The sequence below is a fragment of the Corallococcus sp. Z5C101001 genome, assembly GCF_007352635.1.
Classification (GTDB): Bacteria; Myxococcota; Myxococcia; order Myxococcales; family Myxococcaceae; genus Corallococcus; species Corallococcus silvisoli.
The window spans coordinates 51,736-73,481 of record NZ_VKLU01000018.1 but is presented as its reverse complement, the minus strand read 5'-3'; the positions used below and the strand labels follow the sequence as shown (position 1 = coordinate 73,481).

The 21,746-nt window shown below is 70.1% G+C and carries 21 protein-coding genes; 13 read left to right on the top strand and 8 right to left on the bottom strand.

Annotated features, from left to right (window positions below; genetic code table 11):
- Positions 1–26: 26 nt before the first annotated feature.
- The 9 genes from dps (at position 27) to FOF48_RS32490 (ending at position 8,033) form a co-directional block, all read left to right on the top strand.
- On the top strand, positions 27–584 hold the full coding sequence (gene dps, locus FOF48_RS32530) for a DNA starvation/stationary phase protection protein Dps (protein ID WP_143908196.1): 558 nt from the start codon (positions 27–29) through the stop codon (positions 582–584).
- Between the two features lie 94 nt (positions 585–678).
- Entirely contained in the window at positions 679–1,554 is an 876-nt protein-coding gene (locus FOF48_RS32525; protein ID WP_186002162.1) for an SDR family oxidoreductase, read from the top strand.
- Positions 1,551–2,168 (top strand): glutathione S-transferase N-terminal domain-containing protein, encoded by a 618-nt coding sequence (locus FOF48_RS32520; protein ID WP_143908194.1) that lies wholly within the window; start codon positions 1,551–1,553, stop codon positions 2,166–2,168. Before FOF48_RS32525 ends, FOF48_RS32520 begins: the two co-directional genes overlap by 4 nt.
- A gap of 17 nt (positions 2,169–2,185) precedes the next feature.
- Positions 2,186–3,652 (top strand): YdiU family protein, encoded by a 1,467-nt coding sequence (locus FOF48_RS32515; protein ID WP_143908192.1) that lies wholly within the window; start codon positions 2,186–2,188, stop codon positions 3,650–3,652.
- Positions 3,653–3,745: 93 nt separating this feature from the next.
- A complete protein-coding gene (locus tag FOF48_RS32510; RefSeq protein ID WP_186002161.1) occupies positions 3,746–4,246 on the top strand; it encodes a hypothetical protein in 501 nt (166 codons plus the stop codon).
- 64 nt (positions 4,247–4,310) lie between these two features.
- Positions 4,311–5,264, top strand: coding sequence for a hypothetical protein (locus FOF48_RS32505; RefSeq protein ID WP_143908189.1), 954 nt, complete (start codon positions 4,311–4,313; stop codon positions 5,262–5,264).
- A gap of 104 nt (positions 5,265–5,368) precedes the next feature.
- Positions 5,369–5,908: an inorganic diphosphatase gene (locus tag FOF48_RS32500; RefSeq protein WP_143908187.1), complete on the top strand. Its 540-nt coding sequence runs from the start codon at positions 5,369–5,371 to the stop codon at positions 5,906–5,908.
- A 6-nt stretch (positions 5,909–5,914) separates the two neighbouring features.
- Positions 5,915–6,805, top strand: a complete 891-nt coding sequence (locus tag FOF48_RS32495; protein WP_143908185.1) for a CHAD domain-containing protein — start codon at positions 5,915–5,917, stop codon at positions 6,803–6,805.
- A gap of 340 nt (positions 6,806–7,145) precedes the next feature.
- Entirely contained in the window at positions 7,146–8,033 is an 888-nt protein-coding gene (locus tag FOF48_RS32490; protein WP_143908183.1) for an RNA polymerase factor sigma-32, read from the top strand.
- A gap of 85 nt (positions 8,034–8,118) precedes the next feature.
- Here the strand turns inward: FOF48_RS32490 and FOF48_RS32485 are convergent, their stop codons facing one another.
- Positions 8,119–8,658, bottom strand: a complete 540-nt coding sequence (locus tag FOF48_RS32485) for a hypothetical protein (protein ID WP_255442921.1) — start codon at positions 8,656–8,658, stop codon at positions 8,119–8,121.
- A 159-nt stretch (positions 8,659–8,817) separates the two neighbouring features.
- Here FOF48_RS32485 and FOF48_RS32480 point away from each other — a divergent pair, with 159 nt between their 5' ends.
- A complete protein-coding gene (locus FOF48_RS32480; RefSeq protein WP_143908178.1) occupies positions 8,818–10,074 on the top strand; it encodes an Hsp70 family protein in 1,257 nt (418 codons plus the stop codon).
- 57 nt (positions 10,075–10,131) lie between these two features.
- Here FOF48_RS32480 and FOF48_RS32475 read toward each other — a convergent pair whose 3' ends face one another.
- The 4 genes from FOF48_RS32475 to FOF48_RS32460 all read right to left on the bottom strand — a co-directional run bounded on the left by FOF48_RS32475 (position 10,132) and on the right by FOF48_RS32460 (position 15,194).
- On the bottom strand, positions 10,132–11,025 hold the full coding sequence (locus FOF48_RS32475) for a hypothetical protein (RefSeq protein ID WP_143908176.1): 894 nt from the start codon (positions 11,023–11,025) through the stop codon (positions 10,132–10,134).
- A gap of 5 nt (positions 11,026–11,030) precedes the next feature.
- Entirely contained in the window at positions 11,031–13,649 is a 2,619-nt protein-coding gene (locus FOF48_RS32470; RefSeq protein ID WP_143908174.1) for a TonB-dependent receptor domain-containing protein, read from the bottom strand.
- A gap of 30 nt (positions 13,650–13,679) precedes the next feature.
- Positions 13,680–14,492 carry an OmpA family protein gene (locus FOF48_RS32465; RefSeq protein ID WP_143908172.1) on the bottom strand — a complete coding sequence of 271 codons (813 nt, stop codon included), beginning with the start codon at positions 14,490–14,492 and terminating at the stop codon, positions 13,680–13,682.
- A gap of 150 nt (positions 14,493–14,642) precedes the next feature.
- The gene (locus FOF48_RS32460) at positions 14,643–15,194 is read right to left on the bottom strand and encodes a chalcone isomerase family protein (RefSeq protein ID WP_143908170.1); all 552 of its coding nucleotides are present in this window, start codon (positions 15,192–15,194) and stop codon (positions 14,643–14,645) included.
- Between the two features lie 268 nt (positions 15,195–15,462).
- Here FOF48_RS32460 and FOF48_RS32455 point away from each other — a divergent pair, with 268 nt between their 5' ends.
- The gene (locus tag FOF48_RS32455) at positions 15,463–15,840 is read left to right on the top strand and encodes a hypothetical protein (RefSeq protein ID WP_143908168.1); all 378 of its coding nucleotides are present in this window, start codon (positions 15,463–15,465) and stop codon (positions 15,838–15,840) included.
- A 62-nt stretch (positions 15,841–15,902) separates the two neighbouring features.
- Here FOF48_RS32455 and FOF48_RS32450 read toward each other — a convergent pair whose 3' ends face one another.
- Together FOF48_RS32450 and FOF48_RS32445 are read right to left on the bottom strand one after the other, a co-directional pair.
- Positions 15,903–16,172: a hypothetical protein gene (locus FOF48_RS32450; RefSeq protein WP_143908166.1), complete on the bottom strand. Its 270-nt coding sequence runs from the start codon at positions 16,170–16,172 to the stop codon at positions 15,903–15,905.
- A gap of 46 nt (positions 16,173–16,218) precedes the next feature.
- The gene (locus tag FOF48_RS32445) at positions 16,219–17,199 is read right to left on the bottom strand and encodes a hypothetical protein (RefSeq protein WP_143908164.1); all 981 of its coding nucleotides are present in this window, start codon (positions 17,197–17,199) and stop codon (positions 16,219–16,221) included.
- Positions 17,200–17,497: 298 nt separating this feature from the next.
- Between FOF48_RS32445 and FOF48_RS32440 the strand changes: the two genes are divergently transcribed.
- On the top strand, positions 17,498–18,316 hold the full coding sequence (locus tag FOF48_RS32440; protein ID WP_143908162.1) for a hypothetical protein: 819 nt from the start codon (positions 17,498–17,500) through the stop codon (positions 18,314–18,316).
- 125 nt (positions 18,317–18,441) lie between these two features.
- Entirely contained in the window at positions 18,442–20,625 is a 2,184-nt protein-coding gene (locus FOF48_RS32435) for a molybdopterin oxidoreductase family protein (RefSeq protein WP_143908160.1), read from the top strand.
- A gap of 21 nt (positions 20,626–20,646) precedes the next feature.
- Here the strand turns inward: FOF48_RS32435 and FOF48_RS32430 are convergent, their stop codons facing one another.
- Positions 20,647–21,723 (bottom strand): lysylphosphatidylglycerol synthase domain-containing protein, encoded by a 1,077-nt coding sequence (locus FOF48_RS32430; protein WP_186002160.1) that lies wholly within the window; start codon positions 21,721–21,723, stop codon positions 20,647–20,649.
- Positions 21,724–21,746: the final 23 nt, after the last annotated feature.

The following is a 21,746-nucleotide window of genomic DNA, read 5'->3' as shown; positions in this document are numbered from 1 at the left end:
CGCCACCACTGATGAGGACTCGGACCATGTACTCCACCAGCCACGTGAACCTTCCCCAGGCCGCGCGCGAAGAGCTCATCGACATGCTCAACACCTTGCTCGCGAACGCCATCGACCTGCACTGGCAGGTGAAGCAGGCGCACTGGAACATCCGGGGCACGCACTTCTACAGCCGCCACCTGCTCTTCGACGAAGTGGCCAAGCACGCGCGCAAGCAGGCGGACTCCTACGCCGAGCGCGCTGGCGCGCTGGGCGGCTATGCCCAGGGCACCATCCGCCTGGCCAGCCACAACAGCCAGCTGCCCGAGTACGACCTGCAGGCCGTGGACGGCGAATCGCACATCCGCGCGCTCGTCGAGCGCGTCGGCCGCTACGCCGCCAGCCTCCGCGACGGCATCACCCGGTCCGACAAGCTCAATGACCCCGTCACCGCGGACATCCTCACCCAGACCCTGGGCGAGACCGAGGAGGACCTCTGGTTCCTGGAGAGCCACCTCAACGGCGACGCGCGCACGGGCGCCACCCCCACCAAGGGCGGAGGCCGCCGGGGCCGCGCCGAGGACATCGGACACGCCGCGACCTGAAGCGGGCCGCGCCACCTCCCCGGGCAGGTTCTCCTGCACGGGGAGGGGCCGAAGCGTATAGAACGCGTCCCCGGATTCCAGGAGGGCGCGGCGCATGTCGACGAAGCTTCGGGAAGACCGTCTGGATGGCAAGGTGTGCCTCATCACCGGGGCCACCGGTGGCATTGGCCAGGAGACGGCGAAGGCGCTGGCGCGCGGGGGCGCCACGCTGGTCCTCTCCGGCAGGGATGAGGCCCGCACGGCGGCCACCGTCGCCGCCGTGCGCGAGGCCGCCCCTGACGCACGGGTGGAGTCGCTGCTCGCGGACCTGTCGTCGCTGGCGTCGGTGCGCGAGCTGGCCCAGGCGTTCCGCGCCCGCCACTCGCGGCTGGACGTGCTCATCAACAACGCGGGCCTCATCATCGACCGGCGGCGGGTGACGGTGGACGGCTACGAGGCCACGTTCGCCACGAACCACCTGTCGCACTTCCTGCTCACGCACCTGCTCCGCGACCTGCTGGTGGCCAGCGGCCCCGCGCGGATCCTCAACGTGTCGTCGCAGGGCCACCGGCTCGCGCGCGCGGACTTCCTGGACGACCCGCAGACGGAGCACCGCCGGTACGACGGCATCCGCGTCTACGGCAACGCCAAGCTCTCCAACATCCTGTTCACGAAGGGGCTCGCGAAGCGGCTCCAGGGCACGCAGGTGACCGCGAACGCGCTGCACCCGGGGGTGGTCCGCACCGGCTTCGGGCACAACAGCGAGGGCCTCTTCCGGCACCTCGTGAAGCTGGCCGCGCCGTTCATGCTGTCCTCGGAGCAGGGCGCGCGGACCTCCGTCTATCTGGCGTCCTCGCCGGAGGTGGCGGGCGTCAGCGGGGAGTACTTCATCAAATGCCGCAAGGTGAAGCCGTCGTCCGCCGCCCGGGACGAGGCGCTCGCCGAGCGGCTCTGGCAGGTGAGCGAACAGCTCACCGGAGTGAAGGCATGATCGACCTGTACACGTTCAAGACCCCCAACGGCCGCAAGATCTCCATCGCCCTGGAGGAGCTGGGCATCCCGTACAAGACGCACACCGTGGACATCAGCAAGGGCGAGCAGTTCAAGCCGGACTTCCTGGCCATCAACCCCAACAACAAGATTCCGGCCATCGTGGACCACGACGCGCCGGGGGGCCGGCCGCTGGCGCTCTTCGAGTCCGGCGCCATCCTGCTGTATCTGGCGGAGAAGACGGGCGCGCTGATGCCCTCGGATCCGCGCGGCCGGGCGGAAGTGACGCAGTGGCTGATGTTCCAGATGGCCGGCGTGGGCCCCATGATGGGCCAGCTCAACCACTTCGCCGTCTACGCCAACACGAAGATTCCCTACGCCATCGACCGCTACCGCAACGAGAGCAAGCGCATCCTGGGCGTGCTGGACCGGCAGCTCGCGTCGCGCGACTACCTGGCCACCACCTACTCCATCGCGGACATCGCCACCTATCCCTGGCTGAAGGTCGCGCGCGACATGCTCCCCGACCTGCTGGACGGGACGCACAACCTGCTCCAGTACCTGCACCGCGTGGGCAGCCGTCCCGCCGTGCAGCGGGGCATGCAGGTCCCCTGACGCTGGTTGTGCGGACCATGGCCCTGCTCGAACAACTCGTCTTCGACAACACCTACGCCCGCCTGCCCCCAGGGTTCGCCGCCCGGGTGGCGCCCGCGCCCTTCCCGGACGCGCACCTGGTGAGCGCGAACCCGGCGGCGCTGCGCCTGCTGGGGTTGGACGCGGGGGAGGCCGCGCGCCCGGAGTTCGTGCGCGTGTTCGGCGGGGCCACGCCCCTGCCCGGCATGGAGCCGTTGGCCATGGTCTACGCGGGGCACCAGTTCGGCGTGTACGTGCCACGCCTGGGGGACGGCCGCGCGCTGCTCCTGGGCGAGGTGCGCACCCCGGATGGCGCGAAGTGGGACCTGCACCTGAAGGGCGGCGGGCCCACGCCCTTCTCGCGCGGCGGTGACGGGCGGGCGGTGCTGCGCTCCACCGTGCGCGAGTACCTGGCGTCGGAGGCCCTGCACGCGCTGGGCGTCCCCACCACCCGGGCGCTGTGCGTGCTGGGCGGCCGCGCGCCGGTGTACCGCGAGGACGTGGAGACCGGCGCGATGCTGGTGCGGCTGGCGCCGTCGCACGTGCGCTTCGGCACCTTCGAGTTCTTCCACCACACCGACCAGCCCGAACACGTGGCCGCGCTCGCGGAGCACGTCATCGCCGGGCACTTCCCGCACCTGGTGGGACAGGAGGGCAGCTACGCGCGCTTCTTCGCGGAGGTGGTGGAGCGCACCGCGCGGCTCGTGGCGCGCTGGCAGGCGGTGGGCTTCGCGCATGGCGTGATGAACACCGACAACCTGTCCATCCTGGGGCTCACGCTGGACTACGGGCCCTATGGGTTCATGGACGACTTCGACCCCGGCTTCATCTGCAACCACTCCGACCCCCACGGCCGCTACGCGTTCGACCAGCAGCCGCGCGTCGCGCTGTGGAACCTGGCCTGCCTGGGCGAGGCGCTGCTCACGCTCATCACCGAGGACGAGGCCCGCGCCCTGCTGGGCCTCTTCCAGCCCACGTTCGCCGCGCACTTCCTCGCGCGCATGCGCGAGAAGCTGGGCCTGACGGAGGCCCGCCAGGAGGACCGTCCGCTCGTGGAGGACCTGTTCGCGCTGCTGGCCGGCTCCCACGTGGACTACCCGCGGTTCTTCCGCGCGCTGAACCGGTTCGACTCGGGGCCCGGCGCCCCCAACGACGCGCTCCGCGACCACTTCCTGCCTCCGGAGGGCTTCGATGCCTGGGCCGCGCGCTACCAGGACCGCCTCTTGTCCGAAGGCAGCGTGGACGCGGACCGCCACGCGCGCATGGACCGCGTCAACCCGAAGTACGTCCTGCGCAACTGGGTGGCGCAGCAGGCCATCGCCCGAGCCCAGGAGGGTGACTTCGCGGAGGTGGACCGCGTGCTCGCGCTGGTGTCCGCCCCGTTCGATGAACACCCCGGCATGGAGGCCTACGCCGCCTCGCCGCCGACATGGGGCCGGCACCTCGTGGTCAGTTGCAGTTCCTGAGGCGCGTGCACTGCCGGGCCCGGGGGGATGCCGGGCGGGCAGGCGGGCGCGCTCGGGCGGGAATCCCGGGAGCGGGTGCCTAGCTTGGAGGGCATGATCGAACCGCCCACTCCGCCCCGCATCGTGTTCCGTGCCCTGGGTCCCGGCCTCGTCGGCGCCACCGCGCTCACGCTGGTGCACGAGGGCGCGCGGCGCGTGTTGCAGCACCCGCCGCGCCTGGATGTGCTCGGCACGCGCTCCCTGAAGAAGGGCATCCGCTTCTTCGGCGGCGAGCCCGCGAAGGGCCGCAGGCTGCACCGTCAGACGCTGGCGGGGGACCTGGTGTCCAACGGGCTCTTCTTCTCGCTGGTGGCCCTGGGGCGCCCGAAGCGGCCCTATCTGCGCGGGGTGGTGCTGGGGCTGCTCGCCGGAGTGGGCTCGGTGGTGCTGCCGCCGCGGCTGGGGCTGGGCAAGGCCCCGTCCAGGGCCCGGCCCTCCACGTCCCTGCTCACCGTGGTCTGGTACACGCTGGGGGGACTGGCCGCGGCGCGGGCCACCCGGAAGCTGCTCGCCCGCCGCGACCCGGCGCTGTCCCTGGTGCGGCCCATCGGTTAGCGCGCACCCCGGCGAGGGCGGGTGACTGGAACAGGCCCCGCGCGGTGGACTACAAGTCGCCGCGATGCCCGACGTCACCATCCCCGCCGGAGAGCTGAACGAGTTCGACCTGCCACCGGTCTGCATCATCACCGGTGAACGGGAGGGCGTCGTCTTCAAGCCCGTGAAGTTCGCCTGGTATCCGCGCTGGATTGGATTCCTGGTGCTCCTCAACGTGCTCATCGCGCTCATCGTCGCTTCGGTGATGACGAAGCGCGTGAAGGGGACCCTGCCCTTCACGGAAGCAGCGTGGAGCCGGTGGAAGCGGGGGCAGCTCATCATGGTCGCCGCCTGCGTGCTCGCGCTGGCGCTGTTCTTCGGCGGCTTCGCCCTGCTGCTGGGCGAGGACCCGACGCCGCTGGGGTTCGTCTCGCTGGCGCTGAGCGTGGCGCTCCCCGTGGCGGCGTGGATGTATTTCCTGCGCGACCGGGCGCCGCGGGTGGTGCGCATCGACAAGGAGGCCATCGTGCTCTCCATCCCCAACGCGGAGGCCGCGTTCGGCATCACGCACCGCGCCCTGTCCGACCGCTACACGGGGGACCTGCCAGAGGTCGAAGTGGATGAGACCGGCGCCCCGGCTCGCGCCGTCTGCTCCCGGCACCCGGACATCGTCGCGAACTGGGTGTGCACCCGCTGCGGTGCCTTCATCTGTCCCCGGTGCGAGAACCGCGTCCGCCGTCACGCACCTCCGCTGTGCCCGGGCTGCTGGGAGCTGAGGGGCCGCACCGTCCCGAAGCCCGTGGGGAACGAGGGCCCCGACCTCTCGGCGGCGGGCATCGGCTTGTGGGTGGGACTCATCTCGGTGATTCCCATGTGCATCCCCGCCCAGGTCGTGTCGGTGGTGCTCAACACCGTGAACCTGGTGCGCAACCGGCATCCGGACTCGCCCCAGCTCAACCGGAGGAAGGCCATCGCCGGACTCGTGCTCACGGGGATCGGCGTGTTGCTGACGGTCGCGCTCCGCAACCTCCACGTCTGATGCCCGGCGAGACGCCCCCTGGCCCCGCGCCAAGGTTGGCGAGTGAAACGCGCCGGGGCCGGGCACTTGCCGGGAGCGCGAGGCAGTCACCAGCCTGAAGCTTCATGGCCACCGACTTCACCCGCCTGCCCCTGCGCGGCTTCCAGGATGCGCTGCACGTCGTCGTCGAGTCGCCCCGCGGTTCGACGGTGAAGCTCAAATACGACGCGAAGCTCCAGGCCTTCACGCTGTCCCGGCCCCTGACGCGCGGGTTCCGTTACCCGTTCGACTGGGGCTTCGTCCCCAGCACGCGGGGCCCGGATGGAGACCCGCTGGATGCGCTGGTGTACTGGGACGTACACACCTGGCCCGGCGTCGTGCTGCCCTGCCGGCCCCTGGGCGTACTCCAGGTGGACCAGAAGAAGCGGGACGCGAAGAACGGCGAGCGCGAGCGCAATGACCGCCTGCTGCTCGTCCCCGTGAACGCCAACCGCTCGGAGGACCTCCAGTCCTACGAGAACCTGTCCCAGCGAGAGCGCGAGGAGTTGGAGCACTTCTTCCTCGCGGTGGTGCACTTCGCGGACAAGGACGCGCGCATCCTCGGCTGGGACGGCCCCGACGCCGCCGAGCGCATGGTCCGCCAATACGCCGTCAAGGAGGACTGACCCGCCATGCCCCCTCCCACTCCCATCCGGGGCCTGGGCCCCGACTCCGCGCTGGGCGACGCCGCCCGCCGCATCCTCGCCGGCCGGCTCGCGGACGCGCGCCACCCCGAAGCCCAGTTGGACGCGACGACGCTGGACGTGGACGCCGTGCACGACATGCGCGTGGCCACCCGCCGCCTGCGCGCCGCGCTCCAGGTGTTCCGTGCCACCGGCAAGCTCACCCGGCTGGAGGTGGACGTGAAGCGCCTCCAGGACGCGCTGGGCGACGTGCGGGACCTGCACGTCCAGGATGCCTGGTTGGGCGCCGCGGCGAAGGGCCAGAAGGACGCGGGCAAGGCGCTCCTGGATTTGCGCAGGACCCAGCGCTCCGGGCTGAAGGAGAGGGAGAAGACGCTGCGCGCGGAGCTGGGGCGCTGGACGGAGCGCACCGTGCCGCGGCTGCTCAAGAAGCTGGACACCCTGGAGGACTCGCACCGCTTCGCCAGCAAGCGCGCGCGGGGCCACCTGCGCCTGCGCCTGCGCCGCGTGGAGAAGCGCCTGGAGCGCTACGCGGAGGCCCCCGACGCCGCGTCCGCGCACGCCCTGCGCCGGGACTTGAAGAAGCTGCGCTACGAGCTGGAGATCTTCCAGCCCGCCTTCCGCCGCACCGTGGGCGCGCTGCTGGGGGTGCTCGTGCCCCTGCAGGACGGGCTGGGCGAGCTGCACGACGCGGACGTGCGCCTGGAGCTGTTCGAGCGCGCCGCCGCCGAGGCCCCGACAGGCCAGCGCAAGGCCGCCCGCAAGCTGCTGCCCCAGGCACGCGAGGAGCGCGCGGAGCGGTCCGCCGAAATCGCCCGCGAGGTGCAGCGCTGGCACGCGGAGGCCATCCCCAAGCGGCTGCGCAAGGCGTTGACCTGATGACCCCCTCCCGCCTCCCCGCGCCGCCAGCGGACACTCGCCCCCCAGGGCCCCTGGTGTGGGGGGCGGGGAGTGCCCACATCCCTGCTGGATGTGATCCGCCCTAGGCCCGGGTCGGAGGGCAGGCAACCCTCCCCCCAGGGCAATCGGAAGAAGTGTCGAAACCACGCGCTGTAAAAACTGCTGGCTTCCGCTCTAAGCATTGCTGCGGCTTCGCGCAACGCCCTGGAATCATTGAAGGCGCCGGTCGCCTGGCATTGGCCCGTGCGTTGCTAATGGTCTCTCCGTCGCAGCAAACGGCGGACATGCACAACCGCCCTCTTCCCCGAGAGAGACCCCCATGCAGGCTTCCAACTCCTTCTCTTCCGCTGACTCGCTCTCCACGTACCTCTCGGAGATCAACCAGTACCCGCTGCTCAACCCGCAGGACGAGCAGTCGCTCTCCCGCGCGTTCCGCGCCGGTGACCTGTCCGCGGGCCACCGGCTGGTGACGAGCAACCTGCGCTTCGTGGTGAAGGTTGCGTACGAGTACCGCTCCTACGGCCTGAAGATGTCCGACCTCATCCAGGAGGCGAACATCGGCCTGATGAAGGCGGTGCAGAAGTTCGACCCGGAGAAGGGCATCCGCCTCATCTCCTACGCGGTGTGGTGGATCCGCGCGTACATCCAGAACTACGTGCTGCGCAACTGGAGCCTGGTGAAGCTGGGCACGACGCAGGCGCAGCGCCGGCTGTTCTTCAGCCTGGCGCGCACGCGGCGCGAGCTGGAGAAGCTGGGCGCGGGCGAGGGCCACATCGTCAACGCGGAGGAGATCGCCCGCAAGCTGAACGTGAAGCCCACCGAGGTGCGCGAGATGGAGCAGCGCATGGGCGGCCGCGACCTGTCGCTGGACGCACCGGTGGGTGAGGACGGGGACGCCACGCACCTGGACTTCGTGGAGTCCGAGGCCGCTTCGCACGCGGACGAGGTCGCCGACCGGCAGCAGGCGGGCCTCACCCGCACGCTGGTGCAGCGCGCGCTGATGCGCCTGGATCCGCGCGAGCGCTTCATCATCGAGCAGCGCGTGATGAGCGACTCGGAGATGACCCTGAGCGAGCTGGGCGAGCACTTCGGCTTCTCCCGCGAGCGCGCCCGTCAGCTGGAGATCCGCGCCAAGGACAAGCTGAAGGCGGAGCTGGCGAACCTGATGGCCGAGGCGGGCCTGGACCAGGCCGAGCTGGCCGCGTAACGCCTCTCTTCCGCTGCCTGCGACAGTCACGGCCCCGGTCCTCGCGTTGGGAAGCGCGAAGGCACGGGGCCGTGGCATGTCTGGATTAGGGCGGATGGGGCACGCCCGGCGAGGACTCGCCGCTCTCCACGGGGGCGGGGGTCGCGGGCCGCGTCGGGGTCGTGGCGTCGATGCTGAGCGCTCGTGGCTCGCCGCTGCTCTCGTCCGTGCGGTACGAGGCGCGCACCTCCGAGCCCTCGCGGATGTCCGCCGCGCTCGCGGCCCGGCCATCCACGCGCACCTGGGTGTTGGGGCCCACCTGGAGGCGCAGCCGTGGCTCGCCGCGCTCGCTGAGCAGCACCTCCCGGGCGTTCGCGCTCAGCACCTCGCCGGAGATCCGCTGCACGGGTGCGCTCTGGGTGCTCACGTCCCGCGGCGCCGCGGTGGAGGCCAGGGTCAGGGCTGGGCTGGAGCCCCGGGCGAGGGGGCGCTGGACCTCCAAGGCGCTGGCCTGGGCGCTTTCCACCTGCTGTTCGGGTGGGGTCCTCGCCGCGTCCTGCTGGGTAGGGTCGCGGGCCTGGCAGGCGGTGGTGCCCATCACCACCGTGGCGACGCCAGCGCCCAGCCATGCTGCGTGCGATTTCATGGGGTTCTCCTGTCGAGCGGATGACAGGGCAAAGATGACGAGCATCCGTGCGGCGCCAAGCCACCAGGCCGCGAGCCCCCGCCCGACGGCCCGGCGGGCGGTGGGGCGTCACTTTCGGGCTACCGCGTCCCGAGGATTGGCGATAAGGGGCGCCCCCCCATGCGCGCCTGCGGACTCGACTTCGGAACCAGCAACACCGCCCTGGCCCTGCCGGACGGCACCGTGTTGCCGCTGCAACCCCACAGCCCGGAGCCCCGGCTGTTCCGCTCCGTGCTCTTCTTCGCGGAGGAGGAGCGGGACATCTTCGCGGGCGCGGACGCCATCCAGCGCTACCTGGAGGACAACAACGGCCGGTTCATCCAGTCGGTGAAGTCCTTCCTGCACAGCTCGTCCTTCCGGGCGACGCAGGTGAAGGGGCGCACGTACACCATCGAGGACCTGGTGGCCATCCTGCTGCGCCGCGTGCGCGAGGCGGCGGGGGCGCACCTGGGCGAGGCGCCGGACGCGGTGGTGCTGGGCCGGCCGGCGGTCTTCACGCCGGACGCGGAGGCGGACGCCCTGGCGGAGAAGCGGCTGCGCAAGGCGGCGGAGCTGGCGGGCTTCACGCACGTGCAGTTCCTCATCGAGCCCATCGCGGCGGCGCTCGCGTACGAGGCGCGGCTGACGAAGGACGAGCTGGTGCTGGTGGCGGACTTCGGCGCCGGCACGACCGACCTGACGCTGATGCGGCTGGGGCCGTCGCGGCGGGGGAACCTGGACCGGCGGCCGGACGTGGTGGGCTCCACGGGCGTGCGCATCGGTGGTGACCGCTTCGACGCGGAGATCATGCGGCACAAGCTGCTGCCGCGCTTCGGCGCGGGCTCCACGTACAAGGTGAAGGGCTTCAGCCACAAGCGGCTGCCCATTCCGCAGCACGTGCTGGCGAAGCTGCTCAACTGGCACGAGATGTCCTTCATCCGGGAGAAGTCCACGCAGGAGCTGCTGGAGGTCATGCTCGACACGAGCGACCATCCGGCGGAGATCGAAGCGCTCTACGACCTGGTGATGGACAACCTGGGCTACCGGCTGTTCCGGGCCATCGAAGCGGCGAAGGTGCGCCTGTCCAGCGAGGACGTGGCGACCATCGACTTCGACGAGGCGCGCATCCACCTGCACGAGCCCATGACGCGCGCGGAGTTCGAGGCGGCGAGCCGCACGCTGCTGGACGAGCTATCACAGTGCACGGAGGGGCTGCTGGCGAAGCACCCGGAGGCGAAGGACATCGACGCGGTGTTCCTCACGGGCGGCTCGTCGCAGATTCCGGCGGTGCGGGAGCTGTACGTGAAGCGCTTCGGAGAGGACCGCGTGCGCACCGCGGACGCCTTCACCTCCGTGGCGGAGGGCCTGGGCCGCGCGTCCGCGTGGCTCGGGCGGTAGGGCCTTCCGCGCGGGGGGCGTCCATCCCCCCGCGCATGGCCGTGAAGACCCCGGGCCTCAGGGCCCCACGTCCACCGTGCGGATGGCCCAGTCGGTGCCACCCCGGCCGTCGCGGGCCACCACCCAGAAGGTGATGCGCTCGGGCGCCACGGGCGTCTGGTAGGTCGTCGTCGGGTCGCCGGGCTTGCCGTCCACCGGCTCCAGCGAACGGAACGACTTCACCTCGCCCTCCCCCGTCGCGAACCAGCTGTAGAAGACCTGCTCCGTCCGGCTCCCGTCCGCCGTCGTGTAGACCTCTTCGCTGCCCGGGCCCAGCACCGGCGTGAACGTCACCTCCGTGTCCAGCGGCAGCGGCCCCGCCAGCGGCGCGTCGTTCCACAGCACGTCCTGCATCACCGGGTTGTGGTTGGGCGCGTCCGTCGAGCGCAGCGTGATGCGGCGCACCCCGCGCTCCACGCCCTCCGGCGTCCCGCTGCCGTCCGTCGCCTCGTAGCCCACGAACAGCGGCAGCCCCGCCTGGAGCACCGCGCGCACCGTCGGGTCGTTGAAGTCGAACGTGCCCCCGCCGCCGCCGCCCGTGCTGCCCGTGGCCTTCTGGAACGACTCGATGAGCAGCGCCTGGACCGCGGGGTCGCTCAACGACAGCACGCCGTTGGACAGCGCCACGCCGCTGTCCCCCGGGCACGCCGTATCTCCGTAGGGGTTCACGTCCGGCCGGCACAGCGCGTACGTCACCGTCACCGGCCGGGCGTCCGGCGTCACCGCCAGCGCGCTGAACGTCACCGGCGGCGGCAGCGTGGTGGCGTTGGGGGCCAGCGCCAGCTCCGCGGGCTCCGCCTTGATGGCCAGCACGCGGACGCTCCGGATTTCACTCTGCGCCTCGAAGTCAGTGCCGGAGCAGGCGCTCAACCCCAGCAACGCGGTGGCACACAGCAGGAAGGGCGTGCGCATGGTGTTCAGAAGCTCCCCTTGGCGCCAAGCACGGGCAGGATGGGCAGTCCCTTGAAGAACTCCCGCCGAGAGTAATTGTAGTTGTAGGCCACGCCTTCGACAGACTGGTTGTTGTAGGCGTTCGTCAGGTCCAGATAGAGGTCCAGGCTCCACGTGTTGAAGACCAGGGTCTTGTCCACGCGGATGTCCAGCTGGTTGAACGATGGCAGCCGCTGCGAGTTGATCAACCCGTAGTACGGGATGAACACATCCGTCGTGTCGTCGCGCTTCGACCCCAGCACCGGCGTCGTCGGGTTGCCCGACGCGAAGCGGAAGCGCGCCCCCAGCTCCCAGCCCTTGGGCAGCTTGTAGCTGGCGATGGCCGTCAGCACGTGCGTCTGGTCGTTGTCGAACAGGCGCCAGCGCGCCCCCGGCGCGTCGCGGCGCTCGCTGCGGCTGAGCGTGTAGGAGATCCAGCCGAACAGCCGGTCCGTCAGCGCCCGGCGCACCAGCAGCTCGAAGCCATAGATGCGCCCCACGCCGCCGTTCTTCAGCAGCTCCGGCACCGACTCGCCGTTGCGCTCGATGCGCGCGTCCGAGCGCACGATGAGGTCGTCCAGGTCGTTGTAGAAGACCTCGCTGCCCACGAACCACTCCGGCCGCGCCTGCCACTCCGCGCCCACGCTGTACTGGAGCGAGCGCTTCGCGCCCAGGTCCGGGTTGCCGAACCCCGGCGACGGCTCATCCTGCACCGGAGGGCTGTGATAGACGCCCGCGCCGCCCTTCAGGGTCAGCGTCTCCGTGAGCGCATAGCGCACCGCGAGCCGCGGGTTCACCGTGCGCTTCACGTGCTGCTGCTCCGTGAAGATGTAGCTCTCCGTGCGCACGCCCGGCACCACCAGCAGGTCCTTCACCGGCCGCCACCGCACCTCCGCCCAGGCGGACGGGTAGTACTGGGTGAACTTCCCGTCGATGTTGACCAGGTCCTCCGTCACCAGCGGCGTGGGCGGCTCACCCTCGCGCGGCGGCTGCTGGATGCTGGCCCGCACCTTCGCCAGGTTCGCCACCACGTCCAGGCCGCCCGCCACCGTCACCGCGTCGTCGAAGGCGTACTCGACCGTGGGCCGCAGGAACAGGTCCGTGGACGCGATGCGCAGGCCGCGCTCGCCAATCTGGAAGTCCAGCAGCGTGTTGCCCACGAGCGCGTGCGTGTCGAGCGTCAGCTTCCCCTCGCGGAACTGGTGCCGCAGGCGCAGCTGGTTGAAGCCCGTCGTCACATCCAGGCCGCCGTTGACGGACGGGTCGCCGTCCGCGGGCTGGTCCAACAGCAGCGCCAGCCGGTCGCGCGACGTGAGCCCCTGGAGCGTGAAGGTGTTCTTCTTGTTCGGCTTCCACACCAGCTTCGCCTGCGCGTCGTAGTAGCGCGGCGCCACCTGGAGGCTGTTGTCGTCGAAGGGCACCAGCTTCAACAGCAGGTCGATGTACGAACGCCGGCCGCCCACCGCGAAGCTGAGCGTGTCCGTGATGGGGCCCTCCACCACCGCGTTGGACTCAATCACGCTCACGCCCACCGTGGCGTGGATGCGGTCCGTGCGCGGCTCGCGGCTGCGCACGTTGATGACGCCGCCGGTGATGTCTCCGTAGTACGAGGAGAAGTTGCCGGGCAGGTAGTCCACCGCCTCCAGCAGCTCCGAGTTGTACACGGAGGTGAGCCCGCCGAAGTGATACAGCAGGGGGATGCGCAGGCCGTCCAGGAAGACGCCGGACTCCTGCGGGCTGGTGCCTCGGATGACCAGCGCGCCGCCGTTGAACGCGGGCCGCGCCACGCCCGGCAGGTTCTGCACCACCTTCAGCGTGTCGCCCTGCGTGCCCGGGATGCGCTGCACCTCCGCCACCTCGATGGTGGTGCGCGTCACCTCCTTGCGCTCGCGGTTGCTGCGCACGACCGTCTCGAAGGAGCTGAAGATGCGCTTCTGCACGTAGTACGTCGCCTGCGTCTGCTTGCCTTCCTCGATGGTCTCCTGCGTCTTGAAGCGGTCGTAGTTGCCCAGGACGACAATCACGGGGTGCGTGCCCGCCGGGACGCCGCGGAAGGAGAAGCGCCCCTCCCCGTCCGTGACGGTGGAGCGGTCCATCTCCGTGAGCACCACCTCCGCGCCCACCAGCGGCTTGCGCGTGCCGCGCTCCAGCGCCCTGCCGCTGAAGTTCACCGGGCCCTGCGGCTCCGCGACGCCGCCGTCCGCGGCGGTCTCCGGCGGCGGCTCCGGCGCGCGGAAGAGGAACTGGTAGGCGTACTGGATGCGCACCGGCGCGGGGACGTTGTCCACCTCCGCGGGCTCGAACTGGAATTGCTTCACCGCCTCCACCGCGGCCTCGTCGAAGCCGTGGCCCGCGGGCTGGGTGACTTCGACATTCGTGACGGCGCCCGTCTCCGAGATGTCGATGAGCATCACCACCGTGCCCTCCAACTGCTGGGCGGCGGCTTCTGGCGGGAAGGCCGCCTCGACCTGACGGAGCAGGGCGGGCGGCTTCGTCAGCACTCCGGTGGGAACGCCAGCATCGCCAGCGAGGGTCCCTGCGTCCGGGGTCTGGGCCACGGCCCCGGTCGCAAGCAATAGACAGACGACGCAGAAGAGCGTTCTCATGAAGGGTGCGCGGGTCTCCCGCGCACCGTCCTAGCGCCCTCCGAGGCCGGGGGCGAGCACGATTTCAATGCGCCGGTTCTGGCTCTTGTGCTCCGGCGTGTCATTGGGCACGAGCGGCTGGTACTGCCCGTATCCCGCTGCGGACAGCATCGTCGGATCCACGCCGGAATCCTGCAGCGAGCGCACCACCGCCATCGCGCGCGCCAGGCTCAGCTCCCAGTTGGTGGGGAACTGCCCGCCGCCGGTGGGCACGTCATCCGTGTGCCCTTCCACGCGCACGATGCGGCCGCGCACCGTCTTGAGCGCGTCGGCGATCTTCACCAGCGCCTCCTGCCCTTCCTTGCCCACGCGCGCGGAGCCGGACGCGAAGAGGATCTTGTCCTTGAGCTGCACGGTCATCCGGCCCTTCATCTCCGACAGTTCAATCTTGCCGTCGGAGATCTCCTGCTTGAGGGACTGGGCCAGGCTCTCGTATTCGGAGCTCTTCTTCTCCAGCTCCTCCTTCGCCTGCGCGAGCTTCTTGGAGTTGCGCGCCAGCTCGTCGTTGAGCGCGGCCAGCTGCGCGTTCTTCTCTTCCAGCGCGCGGCGCTCGGCCGCGGCGGTGGTGAGGCGGTTCTCGGATGCGTTGAGGCGCGTCTCCAGCGCCGCCTTCTCCTGCGTCAGCGCCGCCTGCTGCGCCTCCAGCTCTTGAATCTTCGCCTCGGCCGCCGCGCGGGCCGCCTTCTCATCCGTGAGGTTCTTCGTCAGCCCCTCCGCCTCCAGGGCCTTCTCGTTGAACTTCCCCTGCGAGACGCAGCCCGTGGAGAGGGCGATGAGCGCAGCCAGAACCAGACGTGTCCGCATAGGTGCGATTCCTCCTGACAAGAATGTTGGTGGGTCCGAGCCTACCGCTCTCAGGCCCACTGCCTAGGAGAAACGCGAATCAAGTTTGAGCACAAAATTACAGACCATGGGGGGCGGACAGGGAGCCCGCGCCGCCCGGGGCCACGGTCGCTACTTGGGGAAGATGGGGTGGGTGTTCAGCCAGGAGCTGAAGAGGGCATCCGCGAAGGACTTGCCCGGGATGTGGACGCCGCCGGAGGCGCCCCCGGAGACGTGGAGGCCGGAGCCCGGCAGGTAGGTGAGGACCAGGTCATCCCCCTTGCGGACGTCGTGGAGGGACGAGAGGAGCTTCTCCAGGGACTGGCTGAGGGCGTCCTCGCGCATGGCCGGGTTCTGGCGCAGGCCGTCGCGGAAGCTGCCCACCAGTTGGTCCTTGGTGATGGTGCGCAGGAAGCGAAAGTGCAGGCGTTTCAGGCTGTTGGAGGCCACGGCCTCCTTGAAGCAGGTGGGCTCCTGCTCCATGTAGAGGCTCCACACGTAGATGTTGAAGAAGAGCTTCTTCTTCAGCTCCATGTGGGTGAGCGCCAGCGTGCGGCCCTCCACCTGGAGGGAATCCGGCATGTTGACCCCGCCCGCCTGTCCCGCGTGGGCGACGCCGCCCGCCAGCAGGAGCATCCCCAACGCGAACCCTCGCGCCCCCTTCTTCCACGCCGTCCCCGTCATCGCCTTCCCCTTCCCCCTCTTCCGAGCCGGTGATCGCAACAGTGCGCATGCCCTGGAGAATCGCCACCCGCCGCGATCATTGGTTTGTGCACCATTGGACGGCAACGTGAAGCCCAAGGCAAGGCCGTTGGGGGTACAAGTGACTCCCCGGTTGGCCAGCGAACGAGGTCGGATGGCGCGGGACGGCATGGAACCCGAGAGACGGGCTTAGCCCGTATGTGTCGGGGGGGGGGTCATGGGAACGAGCGGCCCCCGTCTGGAGCCGCCCATGCCACCTCGACGAACCTACGAAGAAGACGCGGAGCTCACCCGGTACGTGCTGCGCTACTACCAGCACCTCGCCACCGACGTGGAGCGCAAGGCGTACCGGGTCAGCAGCATCCCTCACTGGGATGTCGTCCCGGCTGAAGGGCCCCTCGCGCATCCCCTGGTCCGGAAGTGGTACGGCTTGGACGACCTCGCGGTGCTCGCGGCGCTGGAGCAGGGCACGGAGGCCCTCCTGCGGCGCATGCGGGACCGGGTGTTGAAGGAACACGCGGACGCGGTGTTCATCCACCGCTGTCCCCGGTGTGAGCGCATCGTCGAGACGCCCAAGGCGCGGCAGTGCCTCTGGTGCGGCCATGACTGGCATGCCCGGCAGGGCTAGGGACACGGGCAGACTTCAGAGCGAGACATCCATCCAGCGGCCGTTGAGCGGCGGGGGCGCGCTCAGCTCCGCCGCCGGAAGGTCACGCGAAACTCCAGCCCTCGGTTCGACCGGGATTGAATCACGTACTCCTCACCCTCATCCCGCCGCTCGATGCTCACGAAATCCGAGTAGGCGATGTAGCGAGCGATACGCCAGATCTCCCCAACAAAATCCGTTCCGTCCGCTGGCGCCTCGACCATCAACTCGCCGTTCTCGATGAAGACACGCCAACCGTCCTCAACAATGAAGGTGAGTTCATAATAGACACCTTCCCTGGAACCCTCATTCATCACACTTCACCTCGGGTGAGGCCATGACTGGCAATGCCCGGTCGGGCTAGGGATTCTGCTCCGGCTCATTCGGGGGGACGGCCTTCGCGGCGGACGGGCCCTGCACCATCGCGCGCACGCGTCCATCGAGTTCCTGGACCAGGACTCCCAGCAGCTCATACGCCTTGCTCGTGAAGAGTCCGACGAGCAGGCCCGCGAAGGCCATGCTGTAGGGATTGAAGTGTGGCACTTCGCCGGTCAGCTCCAGCATGAACACGCTGCGGCCTCCACGCAGCGAGAGGAACGCGACGAAGCCGGAGGCCAGCCCCAGGACGATCTGCTTCGTGGCGAACCGGGCGCCGCCCTCCCGCATCATCGCGATGATGGCGCCCACCAGGGCGCAGCACGACACCACGAGCGCCAGGAGATAGTCGGTGCGCGACTGCTCCAGGGGGAGCTGCGCCCAGAGGCCCCGCAGGTGGAGGGACAGCCGCTCCACCCAGGGCGTTTCAAGCGGGGCTTCGGGGGTCACCTTGCCCACGGCGGTTCGGCCGTCGCCCTTCAGCGGCTCTTTCCAGAAGGAGTCCATGAGTTCATTGCGTACCTCGGAGACCTTCACTTGGTAGTCAGAGAGGATGCGGGTGACGCCCTGCCGTGACTCCCCTGCTCCGCGCACCGACAGGGAGTCGATCTGGTTTCGCGCCTCCATGGAGTAGGCGTGGATCCGGGACACGCCCCGGAGGTGCTGACGCAGGAGCTGCTGGCCCGTGGCGTCCTCCGCTCCCGCCTGTGCCACGGGGACGGAGGAGACCTGGCCCATGATGAGGGCGGTCTCCTCCCGCTCGACACGGTCGACCTCCGTGCGGGCCTGCTGGCGCGAGGAGATCTCCGCGATGGATGAGATGGCCAGGACCGCGCTCAGCAACAACACGCAGAGCGTCAGTCCTTCGGAGATCCGCTGGACGAGGAAGAGGGCCGCGTTCCGCAACGAGACGAGCGCCACGGGGCCCGCTGGCGCGGGCGTGGGGGCAGGAGGCACCACCGCCACGATGCTTCCGGAATTCGCTCCGCTCGGTTTCGCCAACGGCGCCCCCCATCCTGGAGCTGCAAAGGCTAGCACTCCGGCCAGCACGATGTGCGCGTCCCCCAGGCATGCATGACTCGACGACAACACGCTCGACGTGTGGCCGAGCTCCACCGGAGCGCTCTCCCCTTCGACCAATGACGCATCGAGTCATCCGCCAGACGAAGTTCGCTCGCGCCCACCTGGATATCGCGGCGTTTCCGCAACCTTCTCCCGGGAACCCCGACAATCGGGTGATCAGCATCCCATCAAGGCACTCATCATGACGACGCGCGTTTCCATCAACAGCGGCACCCGCCTTCGGTCGACTCCTTCAACCCTCCGCGAGCAGCCGCTTCCCCAGGCCCGCACCGCGGCCCTCCCCCAGGGGGCCTCCCGCCAGCGTCCGGCGGCGACCCAGACCCGACCGGCAGCCTCCCCGCAGGTCGCCCCCCGCCAGCGTCCGGCGACCCCGCAGACCCGTGCGGCCCCCCAGCGCCTGCCGCGTCACACGCGCGATACCTTCGAAGCGGGCACCGTCCGGGCCCCGGGGTCTGTTCGCACCCCTCGTGCACCGGCGACCTCGGAAACGGCGGCGGCGTCACGCAGGACCCGCGACACCTACTCGTCGGGCAACCCCAGGCTGGACGCCATCAACGCGACGCCGCTGCGCGCCGGAGCCGACAAGTCTTGCGTCAAGACCACGCGCGCGAACCTCCAGCGCGCGGGCATGCAGGGCCTGCCGGTCAATAGCGGCGGCGACGGCAACCACTCGCGGGGGACGATGGTGCAGATGCTCCGCAGCAACCATTGGCAGTCCGCGGCGATCCCCGGCTCCTCCGTGCGGACCATCGACAGCCCCGCCGGACGGGTGCAGGCACACGTGCTCTCGGGCGAGGCGTTTGAGCAAGCCGCCCGAAACGGCCAGATTCCCGAGGGGGCCGTGGTGTTCCAGACCAAGCACGGCTGGCAGTACGGCAAGTCGCCGTATGGGAGCGACATGGGCATCGCGCGCAACGGCGGCGTCTTCAACTACAAGCAGAACAGCAACATGGCCATCTACCGCAACGTGCGCGAGGCCGTGGTGCTCCTCCCTCGCTGAACGCGCTGGAACATTCCGGTCCACCTCGACGCCTTGGGCCCCCATGCCCAAGGCGTTGTCATGTGAGGGGTCCGATGTTGGCCTGAAGCTCCACGGACAAACCCCAGGGGATAGGCTCCACGTCCATGAGCGCTTCCGCCCCGCCCCAGGTCCACTTCCGCACCTGCAACCTCTGTGAAGCGATGTGCGGAGTCCGCATCGAGGTCGCCGACGGCCGCATCACTTCCATCAAGGGCGACGACGCGGATCCGTTCAGCCGGGGCCACCTCTGCCCCAAGGCCGTGGCGCTTCGCGACCTGCACGAAGACCCGGACCGGCTCCGCCATCCCATGAAGCGCACCGCCTCCGGCTGGGAGCGCGTGTCCTGGGAAGACGCCCTCCAGGACATCAGCCAGCGCCTCCACGCGCTCCAGCAGGAGCACGGCCCGAACAGCGTGGCCGCCTACCTGGGCAATCCCAACGTCCACAACCTGGGCTCGATGATGTTCGGCTCCGGGCTGCTGCGCGCCCTGCGCTCGCGCAACCTGTTCTCCGCCACCTCCGTCGACCAGCTCCCCCACCAGCTCGTGGCCCACCTCATGTTCGGCCACCAGTTGCTCGTCCCCATCCCAGACATCGACCGCACGCGATACATGCTCATCCTGGGCGCCAACCCGCTCGCGTCCAATGGCAGCCTGATGACCACCCCCGACGTGCGCGCCCGCCTGCGCGCCATCCAGGAGCGCGGCGGCAAGGTCGTCGTCATCGACCCGCGCCGCACCGAGACCGCCGCCATCGCCGACCAGCATGTCTTCGTCCGCCCTGGCACCGACGCGCTCGCCCTCTTCTCCCTGCTCCACCTCGTCCTGGAAGCGAACCCCCACCGCATGGGCCGGCTCGCCGCCTTCGTCGAGGGCCTGGACGCCGTCGCTCCCCTCACCCGTGACTTCCCTCCCGAACGCACGGCCCCGCACACCGGCATCGCGCCAGACGTGCTTCGCGGCATCGCCCGGGACCTGCTCGCCGCCGACGGCGCCGTCTGCTACGGCCGCATCGGCCTGTCCACGCAGCCCTTTGGCTCCCTCTGCCAATGGCTCATCAACGTCCTCAACATCGTCACCGGCAACCTGGACCGCGAAGGCGGCGCCCTCTTCACCCTCCCCGCCTTCGACCTCATCGGTGGCCCCCGTGCGCTCGGCGTCAGCCGCGGCGGCCATGGACGCTGGAAGAGCCGCGTGCGCGGCCTGCCGGAGACCGCGGGCGAGCTCCCCGTCGCCGTGCTCGCGGAGGAGATCCTCACCCCCGGCGAGGGCCGCATCCGCGCCCTCATCACCCTGGCCGGCAACCCCGTGCTGTCCACGCCCAATGGCACACAGCTGGACACCGCGCTGGGGCAGCTCGACTTCATGGTGAGCATCGACCCGTACCTCAACGAGACCACCCGGCACGCCCACTACATCCTGCCGCCCGTGTCCGTGCTGGAGCGCGGGCACTACGACCTCGCGTTCCACGTGCTCGCCGTGCGCAACACCGCGAAGTATTCGCCCCCTGTCTTCCAGGCCGCGCCGGATGCGCGCCAGGACTGGGAGATCCTCCTGGAGCTCCAGCACCGGCTGGAGACGCTGCGCCAGGGACGCGGCCCCCGCGCGCTCCTCAAATACCAGGCCCTCAAGCGCCTGGGGCCCGAGCGCATCCTCGACCTGGGCCTCCGCATGGGCCCCTATGGCTCCCGCTTCCATCCGCTCAAGAAGGACGGCCTGTCGCTCGCGAGGCTGCGCGCCGCGCCCCATGGCATCGACCTGGGCCCGTTGAAGCCCAGCCTCCCCGGCCGCCTCCGCCACCGCTCCAAGCGCATCCAACTGGCTCCAGAGCTGCTCGTCGCGGACGTGGCGCGGCTGCGCGCCGCCTTCCCTGATGACGCCGCGCCTCGCGACGGGGAGTTGCTGCTCATTGGCCGCCGGCACCTGCGCGACAACAACTCGTGGATGCACAACGTGCCCGGGCTCGTGAAGGGCCGCCCCCGCTGCACGCTGATGATCCACCCCGACGACGCATCCCGGCTGGGCCTCGCCGAAGGCGTGGAGGCCACCGTCCGCTCGCGCGTGGGTGAAGTCACCGTGCCCGTCGCCGTCACCGAGGATGTCATGCCGGGCGTCGTCAGCCTGCCGCATGGCTATGGCCACCAGCGCGCGGGCATCCGCCTGAAGGTGGCGGGCGCGCACGCGGGCGCCAGCATCAACGACCTCACCGATGATCAGGCGCTGGATGCCGTCAGCGGCAACGCGGCCTTCAGCGGCACTCCCGTCCACGTCCGGCTGGCGACGACCTGAGCCGCCGAAGCCCTCACGGCCTCAGTGATACACCGGCGCGGGCAAGCCCGGCGGCCCCACGGGCACCCCCGTCGCCTTCGTCTTCCGGGTGCGCCACACCAGCGGCGTGAGCGTCCCCGCCAGCACGAACACCGCCTGCACCGAGTGCGCGAGCAACGCGATGGACATCGCCTTCGCCGCCGTCGTCCCCATCGCACCCGCGGCCAGAGAGAACATCCCGTCCGTCACGCCGACCTGCCCGGGCACCAGCGAGCCCATGGCCAACGCCACCAGGTAGAGCCCCTGCGTGAACAGCGCCTGCACCGCCGTCGCGTGGATGCCCACCGCGTGCGCCAGCACCGCGTACTGCATCACCTGCAACGCACGGCTGCCCAGGAACGCCAGCATCGGCCGCCATGGACACAGCCCTCCTGCGCACACCGATGCCTGGAAGGCCTCCGCGTGCTCACCCCACCTGCCGCACCGCCGGCGCATCCACGCCCCCAGCCGCTTCGCGCGCAGCCCCGCGCGGACGCCCAGCGACGCCATCAACAACACGAAGCCATGCACCAGCATCGCCACCGTGAAGGCGCTCCAGCCCGTCAGCATGAAGGACGCCACCGCGCACGGAAAGGAGATGAGCCCTCCCGCCCCCAGCGACGCCGACTGCGACGTGGCCGCCGCCGCCGTCGCGGACGCGCCCCCCGTGTAGGGCGTGAGCAGGGTCGCCTTGGTCGCCTCCGCCGCCGCCCGGCCCGCGGGAGCCATGCTCGACACCGCGGTGCCAATCAACTGTGCACGCACCAACACCGAGAGCGGCACCTGCCGAGCTCGAGCGCCATAGGACAGCCGCGTCGCCGTGGCGTCGCAGGTCTGCCGGCCCAGTTCGATGAGCACCACCCAGGGAAGCAATGGCATCGCACCCACGAGCGTGGTCTTCAGCTCGCTGGCGCCCGCCTTGTGCACCATCGTGGCCAGCATGCTCACGCCACCCATCGCGAAGACGGGCTTGAGCACCGTCACCAGCCTGCGCTTCCAGACGCATGGTGCGGCCGACAGCCCCTCCCCCTCGGCGCTTCCCGACCCGGACCGGGCCCCTTCGTGGTGCACGTTGCTCACACTCGCCCTCCTCGCCCATCCCC